The 16,889-nt window shown below is 46.1% G+C and carries 11 protein-coding genes; 3 read left to right on the top strand and 8 right to left on the bottom strand.

The window, feature by feature from the left end; all coding sequences use genetic code 11:
- Positions 1 to 99: 99 nt before the first annotated feature.
- The 7 genes from MKY99_RS03170 to MKY99_RS03140 form a co-directional block, all read right to left on the bottom strand.
- Entirely contained in the window at positions 100 to 843 is a 744-nt protein-coding gene (locus tag MKY99_RS03170; protein WP_339268616.1) for a GntR family transcriptional regulator, read from the bottom strand.
- Between the two features lie 128 nt (positions 844 to 971).
- The gene (gene deoB / locus MKY99_RS03165; RefSeq protein WP_042184699.1) at positions 972 to 2,150 is read right to left on the bottom strand and encodes a phosphopentomutase; all 1,179 of its coding nucleotides are present in this window, start codon (positions 2,148 to 2,150) and stop codon (positions 972 to 974) included.
- 129 nt (positions 2,151 to 2,279) lie between these two features.
- Positions 2,280 to 2,996: a purine-nucleoside phosphorylase gene (gene deoD / locus MKY99_RS03160; protein WP_076285859.1), complete on the bottom strand. Its 717-nt coding sequence runs from the start codon at positions 2,994 to 2,996 to the stop codon at positions 2,280 to 2,282.
- 240 nt (positions 2,997 to 3,236) lie between these two features.
- Entirely contained in the window at positions 3,237 to 4,775 is a 1,539-nt protein-coding gene (gene guaA / locus MKY99_RS03155; RefSeq protein ID WP_339268613.1) for a glutamine-hydrolyzing GMP synthase, read from the bottom strand.
- A 160-nt stretch (positions 4,776 to 4,935) separates the two neighbouring features.
- Complete coding sequence (locus MKY99_RS03150; protein ID WP_339268611.1) at positions 4,936 to 7,320, bottom strand: transglutaminaseTgpA domain-containing protein; 2,385 nt, start codon at positions 7,318 to 7,320, stop codon at positions 4,936 to 4,938.
- The gene (locus tag MKY99_RS03145; RefSeq protein ID WP_339268609.1) at positions 7,289 to 8,704 is read right to left on the bottom strand and encodes a DUF58 domain-containing protein; all 1,416 of its coding nucleotides are present in this window, start codon (positions 8,702 to 8,704) and stop codon (positions 7,289 to 7,291) included. Before MKY99_RS03145 ends, MKY99_RS03150 begins: the two co-directional genes overlap by 32 nt.
- Positions 8,705 to 8,762: 58 nt before the next feature.
- Entirely contained in the window at positions 8,763 to 10,175 is a 1,413-nt protein-coding gene (locus MKY99_RS03140) for a polysaccharide deacetylase (protein WP_339268608.1), read from the bottom strand.
- A gap of 107 nt (positions 10,176 to 10,282) precedes the next feature.
- Between MKY99_RS03140 and MKY99_RS03135 the strand changes: the two genes are divergently transcribed.
- The 3 genes from MKY99_RS03135 to MKY99_RS03125 all read left to right on the top strand — a co-directional run bounded on the left by MKY99_RS03135 (position 10,283) and on the right by MKY99_RS03125 (position 12,487).
- Positions 10,283 to 10,951: a DedA family protein gene (locus tag MKY99_RS03135; RefSeq protein ID WP_076285863.1), complete on the top strand. Its 669-nt coding sequence runs from the start codon at positions 10,283 to 10,285 to the stop codon at positions 10,949 to 10,951.
- 182 nt (positions 10,952 to 11,133) lie between these two features.
- Positions 11,134 to 12,084 carry a YafY family protein gene (locus MKY99_RS03130; protein WP_042184686.1) on the top strand — a complete coding sequence of 317 codons (951 nt, stop codon included), beginning with the start codon at positions 11,134 to 11,136 and terminating at the stop codon, positions 12,082 to 12,084.
- Between the two features lie 91 nt (positions 12,085 to 12,175).
- Positions 12,176 to 12,487: a zinc ribbon domain-containing protein gene (locus MKY99_RS03125; RefSeq protein WP_231573377.1), complete on the top strand. Its 312-nt coding sequence runs from the start codon at positions 12,176 to 12,178 to the stop codon at positions 12,485 to 12,487.
- A gap of 81 nt (positions 12,488 to 12,568) precedes the next feature.
- On the opposite strand, the gene MKY99_RS03120 is transcribed toward MKY99_RS03125, so the two are convergent.
- Positions 12,569 to 16,852, bottom strand: coding sequence for an acyl-CoA dehydratase activase-related protein (locus tag MKY99_RS03120; RefSeq protein WP_339268606.1), 4,284 nt, complete (start codon positions 16,850 to 16,852; stop codon positions 12,569 to 12,571).
- Positions 16,853 to 16,889 lie beyond the last annotated feature (37 nt).

Raw genomic sequence — 16,889 nt, 5'->3', positions numbered from 1 at the left:
TCACCCCTCGAAAAACTCTTTGATTCGGGTCAAAAAAACTCCCTTCTGTCTGCTAAATGTCGCAGATAAAAGGGAGTTTTTCTAATCCATTATTATTGGTTAACCTTTAGACATATTTAATTTTAAATTTGAGAACTGCTGTGGGATATAAAATTTATTATACATTAACGGATAATCTGGCTCTGTTTTGTCGTAAAGGGTTTCTAGTAGCAAAAAGCACTCGTTCTGCCCCATTAATTTATCTTTCCGATCTGCTAAGTTAACGGTATGCGTATATTTTATTTCAATATTCCCATGGTTAGCGTCTACATAAGCCTGATTCTCTAGAAAATCCAGCATTCTCTCTTTACTATCAAGGTCCAAAGATAACCTCTCTACTGTTTGCATAGACATAAAAGTAAAAGCGTAAGCATGTAGCTCTCCTCCTACTCTATACAAACGTTCCAAAGCTACAACTGTAGCTGATTCTCTTCTTAATACTTGTTTGGTATGTTCCGTTTGCGGGTCCAGCCGATAATGTAGATCTACTTGGTCAAATGCGCTTATATGACATTTATGCATGGGGTTGCTCAGTTTCTCTAATTGAGTATCCTCTTGGTTAAAAGAAGATTCAAGTACAAAGTTCCCCTTACCACGAACATTTCTTACTAATCCATCATCTTGCAAAAGAACTAAAGCTTGCCGTAAAGTAGCGCGACTAACCCCTAGTTTTTTGGCTAAATCCGGTTCTGAAGGAAGCTGGCTACCTACGAGGTATTCTCCTTTGTTAATCTGAAGAAGAAGCTCATCATATACATTGATATAAAGCGGCCGTTTCAATTTATCTAGTTTATGCGTGTTCATTCATCTGATGTCCTTTTCTCCCCATTATGACACATCATTTTTCAAGCGACAAGGAATGTCATTCTCTGCTTCAATCGCAACGTAAAAACCTCCAAAAAGAAACTTTGGAGGTTTTTATGCGATATCAATTATTTAAGAAATGGCAGGAAAGACTCACCGTTGTCTGGCATATCAACATCAAAGTTATCTGCTATAGTCGCACCGATATCAGCAAAGGTATCATGCTCAGGTAATGCCCCACTGTCCTTTAATTGCTTGGAATAGACTAGGACAGGAATAAACTCACGAGTATGGTCTGTACCAGGGAAGGTTGGGTCATTTCCATGGTCAGCCGTAATGATTAACAAATCATCTTCTCGGATGGAATCGAATACCTCATCTAATCGTTTATCGAATTCTTCTAATGCTCTTCCATAGCCTTCCGGATCGCGACGATGACCGTATAAAGCATCGAAATCAACTAAATTCAAAAAGCTCATTCCAGTGAAATCTTTTTTAATTACATCAAGCAGTTTATCCATACCATCCATATTGTCTTTTGTACGAATGGATTCTGTAACGCCTTCACCATCGAAAATATCATTGATTTTACCAATGGCGATGACATCATAACCTCCGTCTTGCAAGCTATTCATAACCGTTTTATGAAATGGTTTCAAGGCATAGTCATGACGATTGGAGGTTCTCGTAAATTTCCCGGGTTGGCCTACATAAGGTCTGGCAATAATACGACCAATTAAATAGGCAGGGTCTTTGGTGATTTCCCGAACCTTTTCACAAATATCATATAACTCTTCTAATGGGATGATTTCTTCATGAGCTGCAATTTGCAGAACCGGGTCAGCAGAGGTATAAACGATCAGATCCCCTGTTTTCATTTGATGCTCGCCATATTCATCAAGAATAGCCGTTCCACTTGCAGGTTTATTCGCTACTACTTTTCGGCCAGTTATGTCCTCGATCTGTTTAATTAATTCGTCGGGGAATCCATTTGGATACACATTAAAAGGTTGATCAATATTTAAACCCATGATCTCCCAATGACCTGTCATTGTATCTTTCCCGACTGATTTTTCCTGTAATTTAGTATAATAAGCAAGTGGTTTCTCAGCTTTTGGTACACCCAAAATTTTTTCAATATTAGATAGACCCAATTTGGCCAGGTTGGGCAGATTTAATCCATTCATATGTTCTGCAATGTGTAATAGGGTATGGGAGCCAACATCGTTAAATTGATCCGCGTCTTTTCCTTCTCCAATGCCTACTGAATCCATGACGATTAAATGTACACGTTTAAATTTCTTCATTCTACTCTCATCCCTTATCTAGTAATTAAAAATAATATAACCGGAACGACTTTACATAATAGGCTTCCAATATCTCATGCTGTATAAACTTTATATCGTTTACATTAGTTTCACATAGAAGGAAAGCATTTATGCTAACTCTAATGCGATCTCCATCATTTTAGTAAATGCAGTTTGGCGTTCCTCCGACGTGGTCTGTGCTCCTGTAATAAGATGATCACTCACTGTTAGAATGCACAGCGCTTTTACACGTGCTTGGATAGCGTTCCAATAGAGGGCTACAGATTCCATTTCAACGCCCAAAATCCCTACATCCTGCCACTTTTTATTAGCCGCCTGATCCGCATTATAAAATATTTCACTGGATAAAATATTACCAATATGAACCTTTTGTCCTTGATCATCTGCTATTTTCTTAGCTTTCTCCAAAAGCTCAAAAGAAGCCGTTAGTGGATATTGTCCAGGTAAATTATATTGATGACCATAATTGGAATCCGTTGCAGCTCCCATACCAAAAATTACATCGTATAGCTCAATGTTTTCTTGCATTGCACCACAGGTACCAATTCTGATTAAATTCTTAACTCCAAATACATTGATTAATTCCCAAGAATAAATTCCCATGCTCGCTGGACCCATTCCCGTACCCATAACAGAGATTTTCTTCCCTTTGTAAGTACCGGTATATCCTAACATTCCTCTTACCTCGTTAAAGCACTGGTAATCTTCTAAAAAAGTTTCCGCAATGAACTTAGCTCTTAAAGGATCACCAGGCAACAGAATCGATTCAGCGATCTCTACCCCGTTCGGTTTAATATGAGGTGTCTCTTTGGAAATAGTCATCATTTTGATTGGCCCCTTTAGTAGAAAATGTACTTGTTTATCTTGTCTATTTTTTAGACAAGTACAATTTATCATAACTTTTCGAGGGTTGCAAGCCCTTTCAACAAAACGTGTTCATGAAAGATTTGTGAAAACGGCGTCTCCAGCACAACCCTTTACTTGAGAAATAAAAAAACTCTCTTTTATTTGCTAAATAACGCAAATAAAAGAAAGTTTTTTTTGAAATCTATAGTTGCACCGATCCTATTCCCACTCGATTGTTGCTGGTGGTTTCGAAGTAATGTCATACACTACGCGGTTTACGTTCTCAACTTCGTTAACGATACGTACGGAGATTTTCTCAAGGATATCCCATGGGATACGCGCCCAGTCAGCCGTCATGCCGTCGATGGAAGTTACTGCGCGCACACCTACTGTGTAGGAATAAGTACGAGCATCCCCCATAACACCAACACTCTTCATGTTAGGCAGGGCAGTGAAGTATTGCCAAATTTCACGGTCTAATCCCGCTTTAGCAATTTCCTCTTGCAGAATGTAGTCAGAGTCGCGAACGATAGTAAGCTTGTCCTCTGTTACTTCACCCAAGACACGGATAGCAAGACCTGGACCAGGGAAAGGTTGACGCCAAACGATAGCACGTGGCATTCCCAGCTCTTCACCCAGTTTACGAACCTCATCCTTAAACAAGGTATTTAGTGGCTCGATCAAGCTGAATTTCATGTCTTCCGGCAAACCGCCCACATTGTGGTGAGATTTAATCGTTTGTGCCGTAGCTGTTCCGCTCTCAACGATATCCGTATACAGTGTACCTTGTGCAAGGAATGCGAAATCTCCGAGCTTAGCCGACTCTTCGTCGAAGCAGTAGATAAACTCGTTACCGATGATTTTACGTTTTTGTTCAGGATCTTCAACACCTGCAAGCTTGCTCATGAAGCGATCGCGTGCATCGATTTTCACGACATGAATATCGAATTTACCTACGAAGGTCTCCATAACACTTTCAGCTTCACCTTTACGCAAAAGACCGTGATCAATAAACATACAAGTTAATTGGTCACCGATTGCACGGTGAATAAGCATTGCAACTACGGAAGAATCTACGCCACCGCTAAGTGCGCAGAGTACTTTTTTGTCTCCAACTTGGTTACGAATATCTTGAATAGCTTCATCAATAAACGATTCCATCGTCCATTTGCCGTCGCAGCCGCAAATTTGATACAAGAAGTTCGAGATCATCTCATTACCATGTACAGAGTGACGTACTTCTGGGTGGAATTGAACCGCGAACAATTTACGCTCGTCATTGCTCATTGCCGCGATTGGAGCACTTTCAGTTCCTGCATCCAGCTTGAATCCTGTTGGAAGTTCAACCACATGGTCACCATGGCTCATCCATACCGTCTGACGGCTCTCTAGCCCAGCAACGAGTGCAGTACCTTCTTCAAAATCAATATCGGCTTTACCGTATTCACGTTTAGCGGAGCGTTCCACTTTACCGTCAAGTTGGTGAGCCATTAGCTGCATACCATAGCAAATACCGAAGATCGGTACTCCTAAATCATAGATCGCTGGATCTACATGTGGAGCATCTTCAGCATATACACTGCTAGGCCCACCAGAGAAGACAATCCCTTTAGGTGCAAGTGCTTTGATCTTGTCTACTGGCGTATTGTACGGCAAAAGTTCGCTGTATACTCCCAGGTCCCGAATTCTGCGCGCGATAAGTTGGTTGTATTGTCCCCCAAAATCGAGAACGACGATAATTTCATTTGGCTTATTCATTACGAGCCTCCCTTGATTATTGGATTCATTATACTCATGGTTAATTCTCATCGTCAAGGAAAGGAGAACACACTTCTCATAATAGGAGAGAGTTAAACTTCATGAAGAACATTCCTTTCCATGGAAGGAATTGTATAGCAGCATCAGCTGTTCTGACCGATTAAGTTAACCGGAAGGTGATGATCAGGCATTCGCGCATAAACGCGGACGCATCATGAGTAGTAAGCTCGCTGATCTCTGCAGGTGATGCTGGCGCCGCAGACATTGCAGGGATTGCAGATATCATAGACCTTGCTGACATTCTAGACGTTGCAGGCATTTCATTCGCGGGATCGGCCGCGACGAAGGCTGAAGGCGCGGGCGCGTACGCCAGGGTCTCCCACTGGCGTACGAACTGCCGGACGGCTTCGCTTAGTCCGGCATCGTAGATCTGCAGGGAGTCCACATACTCCCTGCCAGTGACACCGGGCGGCGGCGGTCCATACCGCTCCGCCAGCCCGTGCCAAGCTAGAGAGGCAGCGCGCAGCTGCCTCTCGCGGCTCATGCTGCTGGCGCTGCGCGCGGCCAGCAGCAGAGCCAGGCTACGCCGCCAGCGCCAAGCGGCGGCGGGAAGCAGCGCCGCGGCAGCGAGCGGCGCGGCAGCGGTCCCGCCCGCCATCGGCAGGGCGGGCAAGCCCGCGTTTCGCGCAGCTTGCGGCGCGAGCGAGGCTGCCGCAGGCAGCGCCGGCGCAGCGAAGCCGGCGGCAAGGGCGGGGCCAGGCGTTGGGTCGAATGGGACCCAACCAGCACCGGCGAAATAGACCTCCACCCAAGCATGGGCATCGCCCTGGGTGACTAAATACTTCGCCGGCATAGTATCGTCCTGCAAGGTCCCAGGCCCAAAGCCTTGGACATAACGAGCAGGAATTCCTGCACTGCGCAGCAGTACGGTCATAGCTGTTGCAAAATGAACACAGTAGCCTTGTTTCGTCTCAAATAAAAAGTGATCCACAAAATCAGATCCGGATGGTGGAACCGTTGTGTTCAACGTATAGGAATATCCATGTTGTAAGTAATCCTTAATGGCAGTTACGGAGTCATAGCGGTTACCTGAAGAAGCTGTAAGCATCTCCCCCAGATCTCTCACTCGTACGGGTAACAAATCTGGCAATTGCAAATACTTGCCCATAATTTCCTGGGGATCGTTACTGTTTAAACCACGAAGCAGTACTGGATCGCTCTCAGGAAGTAAGGACTCCACTGAATATTCTGTGATCCGTGCAGAGCCTATTGAATCAGGCAGACGAAAACTCTCTCTGTCTATGTTGGACAGCACATATCCCAATTTACTTCCGCCCAAGAGTTCAACCGACTCAACATCAGTTATTATTCCCGCATTGAATAAAGGAATTCCCCCGGAAGAAGGGGTGGCAAATTGTATCCGCTGCTGAAGTGTTCGTTTCCTAGTTTCACCGCTTAGCATCAATGAAGGATTCTTTGGAATACCGGACAGATTAAGCGGCATAAACTCTTCGCCCCCCCTGATCCATCGGCGACCATCATAGTAAGCAATGCTCTCACCTCGCCAGTAAGTACGCTCGCTAGTTATAGCTGTAAAGACTGGTTCAGTATTTCGGGATAAAGGGGCACCGAGTTCACCGTCATTCGAACTATACCCTGTTGTTCCTGAAGCATTAGACGCCTTATCTTCTGGCAAATGGCCTGAAGCCCAAGTCTGCAGCTTCTGAAATGTCGATTGCAACGTAAGCTCGCTGGTTGGTCTTGCCCCGAGCAGCTGCCCACCAAACCATGCTGTTGCCATCACGACAATGGCTGTCGCCAAAGTCAGCCCTCCCCAACGCGCATAAGGCAGTGTAGTAGCTCCCTCACGTTCTTGAAGACGCAGGAGTCCACTCATCGCGTGCATCCAAAAAATAAGACCCATTGATATCACAATATCCATTGTGGTATTGACGTCAAAGCCCATATCCAAGATCAGCAAGTAAATGATTGTAACTGCTGTGAATAGTACTGTACTCCCTCGGAAGAGTGCAAGCTGCTGTACTGAGGATACCAATAGCCCCCAACCTACAATCAATATCAAAAGCCTGCTGATCTCGCTTAACTGAGAAACATGTCCAGAAAGAAGCAGAATAAGATCATTCGGAATTTCGTCCGCATAAATCCCTAACCACCCTATGCCTTCGCCCCCACTGCATAAGTAAAGCCATGCTGAAACAGTAATAAGAAATTGAATACTTAGCAGTAGCCACCCCGGAATCTGAAATATCCCCCATAACAGCAACACTGCCGCCAATACCATTAGAACTTGTAGCATCTTGGAGGTATCTTCTAATAAAGCAGACCTATATAAAGGGAGTAACCATTCAATAAATAGCCCCATAATGGCCAAAGAGAACAGCAAACGATAGTACAGAGGCACTTTTCTCTGCTTACCGGCATGTCTGTTCTCTGTTTGCCCCAAGTTGAACTGAAAGCCATTCATAGCCAGTTCTGTATCACCCGATTTTCCCTTACCGTAGTGTTGGTTTTCCGGATGATTCATGGAACTCTACCTCCCTGAATCTGAATGCTGGCAATGCATCATCCAGACAAAACATTCGTGCTCCAAGACGAGCCAAACTATCTCCGACAGTTCCCCTTCCAGGCTGGCGAGCCTCCCCTTGCTTCGGTGCTGATTGGTCCCAAGCATAATAAAGCTCCACCTTCACACCTTGCATCAAGAACTTGGCAATCACCTTGGCAGATTCCTCTTCTAGTCGTCCCGTGATAATGGCTACTGTCATCCCCGGAATCCAGCCTCGGGAAGCATCATCAAGCAGCAGCGACAGGTTTCTAGTGCCATCCAGGGAAATTTCAGTTAGAATATCCAGCACTCTCCCTGGGATTTTACCCAGCCCTTCATGTCTAGCCATACCTTCTGGCCAACCGCCGCTAAACAACTGAACATAAGCACCTGAACGCTCAGCGGAGAGCATCAGCCCCATCGCTGTCGACACCGCTTTCTCAAATGCCGGAGGCGAATCGTCTCTGCTCCCACGAGGTTTAAGCGCATCTGTAGGAACCTCGTAGCTGAGCGGGTCATTAGCCAATACGATACAGGTCATTCTTGCCTTTTCCCGTTCTGGAACTTTGCTCTGCAGCGCTCCCGTTCTTGCACTATTCTTCCAATGAATTCGGCTAAGTGGATCTCCTGGCTCATAATCCCTGGATTCCAAAGCCTCATCGCTGATGCTTCTTCCCCGTCTAGAATACAAGGTGTCACCCGTCATAAATCCGCTATCTGGTACAGTTCCACCAAAGTATAAAGGCGCTGGCAGCACCTTAAAACTCTGTCCTCCATCCGGCTCAGATCTTCCCGTGAACCAACCCGGAAAATCTCCCCAAGTTACTCTACAGCCCAGCAGATGATGATTGCCGCGAGATAAATTTTCAATCGTATATGTGTATGAAAAAGAACGTTTGAATCCAGGAAATAGCAGCTTCTGATGATGGCTATCACCCCAATAATCGGCAATGGTCATCCAAGGGAGAGGCAACCGAGAAGAGAAGCTCAGCTTTACCTTCACATGAAGTGTATTACCAGCCATCGGTCTCGCAGGAGTAATTGTACGAACTAGCTTAATCGTCCGTGGACCAGAGAGCTGAAGCATAAGTCCACCGAGCATAATAACTCCAACAACGATCAGGAGAAACAGCAAAGACGGACCTCCTCGCCAAACATATAAAGCACCTATAATTCCAGCCACAGTCAGCATCCTTAACCATTCCATCAGAGCACTTCGGCTACGCGGATAAGAAAAGCTTTTGACACTTCCGGCATCTTTCTTCAATTGATCAATTAGTGATGAAGAGGACAATGGGACACCCATCCTTTGGTCATAGACTTGTTCCCAGCTCAGGAACTTATTACTATCTATTCTTCCCATGAAAAAGGGTGCCCAGACATTTGTTTTTTCTTTTTACTAGACAGCCTCAGCTCTTCTTTCAGAATGTTTTTACCCGGCGTTCTACTTCAGTAACGCTTATATTAAGCGGAGGATGACCTGTTGTCTCCAGCAGTTCTCGTAGCGATACCCAGATCGATCCACCAATCATTTCTACCCTCGCATCGATTGTCTTTTGACCCTTATCAGGATGGTTTAGAATCAATTGTTTGTTCATTACATCGGCAATGACCGCTTTCCCGTTCCAATCTATTTCTCCACTTCGGCTATTCACATCCCAGCTAACTCGCCCTCCAAGCCGTTCAATTACAGCACGAAGCGGAACCATATACTGTCCATTTCGCACAGAATATTCCCCGGGATTCAGCTTCGTCTCCAGCTTTCCTACCTCCAGAATCAATGGCTTTCCAGGCGCAAAGAGCTCCGCATTTGGTGTGATATTTGAGGCGACCCAAGCTTCTGAAGGCTTTTTCCGCCCCAAATTAGTGGCTTTTGCAGAGACTCTAAATTGTACAGGTTCTACCGTTTCATCCAATAGGCCAAAGTCATATCCAGCCGCCTTATAGCGTGCAATAATCTCCGGCAGCGCTTTGACGCTCTCTTGATGACCGCCACCATCATGTAGCAGCAAAATAACCTGGGAAGACTTCATATCCATTGTGGATTCCTTCAAAATTTCTGAGGCTGGCACGCCTTTCCGTTTAGAATCGCCGCTATCCACCGTCCAATCCATCACCTTATAACCTGCTTGCTTCAATAAATTGAAATAGGTATTATCAAAATGATCATAGGTTCCACCTGGGGCGCGGATAAGCTGTGGCCGAACCCCTGTAATCCCCTGAACAATCTCTTCAGTCTGTTTAATTTGATTCCAAAATTCCGTGAATCCACTATATAAATCATGGTAATTATGATTATAGGTATGATTGCCAATCGCATGGCCCTGTTCCCATATGGAGTCGATGAGCTCAGGATGGCTTTTCGCTTGATTACCAAGAACAAAAAAGGTTGCCTTCACACCTTCCTGATGTAAAATTTCAAGTACATTGAAGGTGTTATCGCTAGGTCCGTCGTCAAATGTAATATAGACTGTTTTTTTAGATTTTTTGGCTGCTGTGATTGCAGAACTCGTTGTCGAAACCTTGGATATTTTCTCTACCCCATTAGCTTGAGGGAGTTGAGTCACAGTAAGGGCCGCACTTGATGAGGAGTGAACTTCCGGAGATGCAGAAGCGAGTGGTTCTACTGCAGATGGCAAATCTTGCATCGTCGCTGCGGTAAGCTTATTCTTAACAGATACAGACTCGGCGCTAGCGGGCTGCAAGGATCGGAGCTCCCATGAATTCAAGTTTTTCCCTATACTCCATCCGAGCATTACGATGAATATTACAACCATAACGAGCAATCCGCTTATCAACTTTCGGCGGCTGTGTGCGCTTTTATTACCCTTCATCTTCTCTACCTCCAGCATTCTATTGGCTTAAAAGCCATTTGGTAGATTGTATGAAGACAAGCTGTAAAATAGAATAAGGCAACTGCCTCTTGGAGAGTGACAATCTTATGGAAATGCTGAGTTTTATACAAGAATTATTCACTAAATATGGATATAGCGTATTATTCTTTGGATTACTTCTCGAGTTCGTTGCCCTGCCCTTTCCCGGAGAGACCACTATGGCGTTTGCCGGTTTCCTTTCCTATACTGGGAGACTTGATTTCTTTACGCTAATTGTAGTTGCTTTTGCAGGCACCACAGCTGGGATGACCCTCACCTATTTTGTCGGATTAAAAGCCGGTATGCCCTTTATCCAGCGATATGGCAAATGGTTTCTATTCTCACCTACTAAGCTAGAAAAAACACAGAAATGGTTTGAGAAATACGGAAGCTTTCTAATTTTTATCGGTTATTTCATTCCAGGGGTACGGCACTTTACAGGTTATTTTGCTGGTATTATCGCGCTTCCCTTCCGTAAATTCGCCCTATATGCTTATAGTGGAGCCGTATTCTGGGTAGTGCTGTTTCTTAGCATCGGAAAGGTGTTTGGTCCACAGTGGATGGGCATCTTCCATTTGTTCGAGTCCTATGCGCTTTGGATTATTTCTGGTGGTGCAGTAATAGCAGCTCTTGTGATCATTTACCGTTATCGCAAAAACATTGGTGCCCGCCTCTTCCCTGGCAAAGCTGCCACTCGGATTCAGGCACAGATTAAAAAACCTTCCAAGGAGCGGTGAATTCACCGCTCTTTTTACTACGTATCAACGCATACCCTGCCAACAGTATAGCAATTACAGAAAACCCTGCTCCCCAGCAAAACCCAACGTCCGAGGCTTCATCCATGCTTTATTTTCAAGAATTTGCTAAGATGTAGTACATCATTACATAACGAAATTATCCGAAAAGGAGGGCTCTATTTTTGAAAATTGATCGATTGCTCTCTATTGTCATTCTACTAATGAACCGCCGTCTCATTCAGGCGAAGGAGCTCGCCGACATGTTCGAAGTGTCCGTGCGTACCATTTACCGTGATATTGAAAGTATTAATGGGGCTGGAATTCCTATCGTCACCTATCAGGGATCAGGTGGTGGAATTGGTCTTATGGAAGGCTACCGGTTGGACCGCAATGTATTGACCGACCGCGAGCTGGCTGATATTTTTTCCGCTCTGCAAAGCGTCTCCTCTTATGGCGGAACTGAACACACTCTGCTCATGGAGAAGATCAGTAGCGTAATCCCGCCCTCACAGACCGCCGCTTTCCGAAGCAAAACGACCCAGCTTATCATCGATTTCTCTCCTTGGGGTCTTCAGCCTATCCTAGAAGAGAAGATTGCAACTCTAAAAGAGGCGCTGGAAGAAAACAGAACTGTGGCCTTTGATTATGTCAATGCCGAGGGGCAGTCCAGTCAGCGTTCTGTCGAGCCCTATACTTTAGTCTTAAAAGGACAAGCATGGTACTTGTATGGTTACTGTCTGCAACGCCAGGATTTCAGATTATTCAAGCTGCATCGTATGAAAGGACTCGTTAAAGAAAAACGGGAGTTCATTAGAGAAGATAGGGACATGCATGAGCTGCCCTGGAGCACTGATTATCAGCGAGTGACTTCAACCTCAGTAGTGTCGCCAATCCTTCTGCACTTCACAGCTGAAGGCAGACATCTAGCGGAAGATCGCTTTGACTCCACTGAGCTTCAACCGGACGGACATGGTGGATATAATGTGTCCATCCATTATCCCGAGGACGGATGGCTCTATGGTTTCTTGCTCAGCTTCGGAACGGCTTTAGAAGTGCTAGAGCCGGAACATATTCGTCAGAAGCTTGGAGAGTTGGCTCTTGGGGTTGCCAAAAAATATGCAACCTCGCTTTAAACCTGACGGTATGTCGTCAGATTCATAGTTCTATAATGTACTTAAAGCGAGTGCTCATAAGCTTCGCATACTTTTAAAAGGAGTGCTGGATATGAATCAAGAGCATGTAGGGCAAATGCAAGGCGAACCGAAATTTTGTCAAAGCTGTGGGATGCCTATGCCTACGGAAGATTTACTTGGAACGAACAAGGAAGGGCAAAAGATCGAAGATTATTGTGTATACTGCTACGAAGATGGAGCATTTAAACAGCCTGATATTACGCTGCAAGAAATGTCTGACATTTGTACAGGCTACTTGGTTCAAGAAGGAATGGATGAGGCTGTCGCCCGCAAATTACTCGCCGAACAGCTGCCTCATCTGAAACGGTGGAGAGGCGTAGCCAGCTCTCCTTCAACAAACTAATAATCAGCACAAAAAAGCGGACCAAGTGAATTCTTGGTCCGCTTTTTATAATCACTTCGTCTATATGTTACCTTTTTAAGATCAGGTCAAACTGTAGGAGCCTTCAAGTAGGGGCTGCTGCAGCGGTTTAAGTGATGGTTCTAAATCAGACACAGCATTCCCTTCCTGACTGCTGGCAATCGACATCATCAGCTTGATTCGATTCGCTTGGTTAACTACACTAACTCCAGCATCATAATCAATGGCGACGATATTCGCACCTGGATACAACTCCTTAAGGCCCTTAATCATCCCACGCCCGGTAATATGATTGGGCAAGCAGGCGAACGGTTGAATACAAGCAATATTATTCACACCATTATCCAGCAGATCCATCATTTCTGCAGTCAGGAACCATCCCTCACCCATCTGATTTCCTACGGATACCAGTCGGCTGGCCTTCTCAGCAAGACCATAAATATTTTCCCGTCCTTTAGCCAGTCCGGCATCCTCAAGAGCTACCTTTATCGGCTTGCGATAAATCTCCAGATAGGAGATCAACATCGGATTAATATATCCTAGCCGTTTACTTTTACCGAATTGCTCGGCTTTGTAGATCGGATTATACACGCAATAAAAGATGAAATCTAAGAAGTCTGGCATTACCGCTTCTCCGCCCTCCGCCTCAATCATCTCGATGATACGGTTGTTGGCGTCCGGGTGAAATTTAATCAGGATCTCTCCAACAATGCCTACTCTTGGTTTAGTAGCACCTGTAACGGGCAGCTTACAAAAATCGGCTACAATCTCACGAATCAGACGTTTATATTCTCGGAACGAGAAGTTGACTAGGCTGAACTTACAGCGCTCCATCCCCTTACGGAATAAACGCTCAGCACTCTCTGGAACGACCTCATACGGCCTAAAATGATTTAGCAACCGCATCATTAGATCACCATAGCAAGCCGCAGCGATCAGCCGATTTGCCAGCTTAAGACTGATTCGGAAGCCTGGCTGGTTCTCCATTCCAGAAGCATTCAGCGAAATCACAGGAATCTGTTCGAGATCTGAATCCTTTAAGGCTTTGCGGAGCAAAGAAATATAATTCGTCGCCCGGCAGCCACCGCCCGTCTGTGACATGATTACAGCGGTACGATTCGGATCATAGTCCCCGCTCTTCAGTGCCGACAGAATCTGCCCTATCGTTACAATAGCGGGATAACATGCATCATTGTTAACGTATCTAAGGCCCTCTTCCGTCTCTTCAGGTCCAGTGGTTTCAAGGATCTTGAGACGGTATCCCGCATCGCGGAAGACCTGTTCAAACAATTCAAAATGAATGGGCGACATCTGTGGCGCAAGGATCGTGTACGTTTCTTTCATTTCCTTCGTGAATGCTACATTAGCCTGTATTTTAGGCGGCTTCTGTGGCAGCACCTTTCCTTTTTCCCGTTCGCGCATCGCTGCCAGCAGTGAACGCAGCCGAATGCGCGCAGCGCCAAGGTTGCTAATCTCATCGATTTTGATCAGCGTATATACTTTGTTATGCCTTTCCATAATGTCTTGTACGGCATCACAGGTGATCGCATCAATCCCACAACCGAAGGAAGTCAATTGAACAAGCTCCAGGTCGGTTCGGACTGCGGCAAGGCGGGCTGCGCGGTACATTCGGGCATGATAGGTCCACTGATTAACTACCGCCACATCCCCTTCACTTCGGTCCAGATGGCAGACAGAATCTTCTGTCAGCACGGCGAGTCCCATACCGGTAATCATATCTGCAATGCCGTGATTAATTTCAGGATCCGCATGATAAGGGTGACCACAGAGAAGTATTCCCTTGTTCCCAGTGCTGGCAAGATACGCAAGCGTCTCTTCACCTTTGGTGCGCACATCACTTTTGGCGCGATCAGCTTCAGCAAGTCCTGCCTGCACAGCATTCGCAATCTCTTCTCTCGGAATCCCTGTAAATGTCTTCACGAGTCCCTTAGTCAGCGCAGATCTATCGTCAAAGGTCAGAAACGGGCTGACCAGCGTGATTCCATTATCCTTTAGCCCATCCATATTGTTGCGAATGACCTCAGGGTAAGAGGCGACCACCGGACAATTGAAATGATTATCCGCTGCTTCATCTTCCTTCTTCTCATACACTACGGCAGGATAAAAAATAAAATCGACGCCTTTACCGATCAAGCTCTGCACATGTCCGTGCGCCATCTTTGCAGGATAGCAGATCGATTCTGAAGGAATCGTATCCATCCCACTTTCGTAAAGCTTCTTGCTTGATTTAGGAGAGAGAATTACCCGGTAGCCAAGTTTGGTGAAAAAAGTGTGCCAGAACGGGTAATTCTCGAACATATTCATCGTACGTGGAATACCGACAGTGCCCCGTGCTGCACCTGCCTCAGGTAATGCTTCATAGTCAAAGAAACGTTCATACTTATACTGCATCAAATTTGGCAGTACATTCTTCTCTTTCCTGCCTCCTGCACCACGCTCGCAGCGATTGCCTGTAACGTAGAAGCTCTTGTCCGGGAACCGACTGATCGTTAACGCACAGTTATTTCCACAGCGACCACAGCGACCTGAAGATACCTCGTACTTAAAGTTGGCTATTTCCTCCGGTCCAAGCAGTGTACTTTTTCCGTCAGCCCCTGCTTGCTCACGGGCAATCAGTGCACAACCGTACGCTCCCATAACGCCAGCAATATCCGGTCTGACTACCGTTCTCCCCGTTAGGCGCTCAAAGGCCCGCAAAACGGCTTCGTTATAGAAGGTGCCGCCCTGAACAATAATATTCCGCCCTAAATCCTCAGGGTTGCGAATTTTAATTACTTTTTGCAGAGCATTCTTAATTACGGAATAGGCAAGACCTGCCGAAAGATCAGCCAGCGACGCACCTTCCTTCTGAACCTGCTTCACTTTAGAATTCATGAATACCGTACAGCGGGAACCCAAATTAACAGGTTTGACCGCTTCCAGCGCTGACTTGGCAAACTCCTCGATACCTAATCCGAGCGCAGAAGCAAAGCTCTCCAGAAAAGAGCCGCAGCCTGCCGAACAGGCTTCATTGAGCATTAGACTGTCGATAGCACCGCCGCGGATCTTGATGCACTTCATGTCCTGTCCGCCGATATCCAGAATAAAGTCTACCTCCGGCATGAACTTAGATGCGGCCTTGTAATGAGCAACCGTCTCCACTTCACCGCCGTCCGTCCATAAAGCGGCTTTGATTAACCCCTCTCCATAACCTGTTACATAAGAACCTGCAATATAACAGCCTTCCGGTAGAACCCGATACATTTCCTTCAGTGCCTCACTGACAGAATACAAGGGATTCCCCTTGTTGCTGCCATAAAAGGTATGTAGAATTTCGTCAGCAGAGCCGGTCAATACGAGTTTGGTTGTTGTTGACCCCGCATCGATCCCCAGATAACAAGGGCCACGATACACAGCCAGGTCTGATCTGGCAGCAGAAGCTTTACCATGGCGCTGACGGAACGCAGCAAGCTCTTCGGGGTTCGCAAACAGCGGTGGTAATTCAGCATCCGCTGCCCGATCCGCTGTAAAATCCACAGCCGCTATTCGCGCGATCCAGCCTGAAAGCGGCAAAATAGTAGGATCCGCTTCAGAGAGTGCTGATCCAATCGCTACGAAATACTGCGACCGCTCGGGGAAAAGAATATCTGACTCCGCAAGTTCAAGCGTCTCCGCAAAACGCTGACGCAGGGCTGGCAGGAAGGTTAGCGGTCCGCCAAGGAAAGCCACCCGTCCGCGAATCGGACGTCCGCAAGCGAGACCGCTGATCGTCTGATTAACAATACTCTGAAAGATTGAAGCCGCCACATCCTCCCGGCGGGCCCCCTCGTTTAGTAGCGGCTGCACATCGCTTTTGGCGAATACACCGCAGCGTGAAGCGATAGGATAGATTCGCTCATGCTTCTCTGCCAATGCGTTTAAGCCCGCTGGGTCGGTCTGTAGCAGTGATGCCATTTGATCAATAAATGCTCCCGTTCCTCCCGCGCAAGCCGTATTCATACGCTGCTCAATGCCGCCTCGGAGATAGATGATCTTGGCGTCCTCACCACCCAGTTCAATCGCCGTATCGCATTCTGGAATCAGCTCGCCAATCGCCTTTGTACAGGCGATCACCTCTTGAACGAACGGTACGCCTCCCAGTTTGGATAAAGATAAGCCCGAGGAACCGCTTACAGTAAGGGCTGCGCCTCTCTCAGGAAATCTGCTCTGTACATCAGATAGAAGAGAGAGGGCTGCTTTTTTTATATCGCTATAATGTCTTACATAGTCCTGATAAACAATAGTGTTACGCTCTATAACAACCACTTTCGCAGTAGTTGATCCGATATCAAGGCCAATACGCAGCATTATCACTACACCACCTCGTCTTGCTCCAAATTTGAAG

This window comes from Paenibacillus sp. FSL R5-0470, from assembly GCF_037975205.1.
In the GTDB taxonomy this organism is placed as follows: domain Bacteria; phylum Bacillota; class Bacilli; order Paenibacillales; family Paenibacillaceae; genus Paenibacillus_AQ.
Note: the sequence above shows the minus strand (reverse complement) of the source record. Positions and strands in the feature narration are given on the sequence as shown.

Coding starts and splice junctions, on each gene's coding strand:
- MKY99_RS03170 (WP_339268616.1), bottom strand. CDS start 843: ATGAACACGCATAAACTAGATAAATTGAAACGGCCGCTTTATATCAAT.
- MKY99_RS03125 (WP_231573377.1), top strand. CDS start 12,176: ATGAATCAAGAGCATGTAGGGCAAATGCAAGGCGAACCGAAATTTTGT.
- MKY99_RS03140 (WP_339268608.1), bottom strand. CDS start 10,175: ATGAAGGGTAATAAAAGCGCACACAGCCGCCGAAAGTTGATAAGCGGA.
- MKY99_RS03135 (WP_076285863.1), top strand. CDS start 10,283: ATGGAAATGCTGAGTTTTATACAAGAATTATTCACTAAATATGGATAT.
- deoD (WP_076285859.1), bottom strand. CDS start 2,996: ATGATGACTATTTCCAAAGAGACACCTCATATTAAACCGAACGGGGTA.
- MKY99_RS03120 (WP_339268606.1), bottom strand. CDS start 16,852: ATGCTGCGTATTGGCCTTGATATCGGATCAACTACTGCGAAAGTGGTT.
- deoB (WP_042184699.1), bottom strand. CDS start 2,150: ATGAAGAAATTTAAACGTGTACATTTAATCGTCATGGATTCAGTAGGC.
- guaA (WP_339268613.1), bottom strand. CDS start 4,775: ATGAATAAGCCAAATGAAATTATCGTCGTTCTCGATTTTGGGGGACAA.
- MKY99_RS03145 (WP_339268609.1), bottom strand. CDS start 8,704: ATGGGAAGAATAGATAGTAATAAGTTCCTGAGCTGGGAACAAGTCTAT.
- MKY99_RS03150 (WP_339268611.1), bottom strand. CDS start 7,320: ATGAATCATCCGGAAAACCAACACTACGGTAAGGGAAAATCGGGTGAT.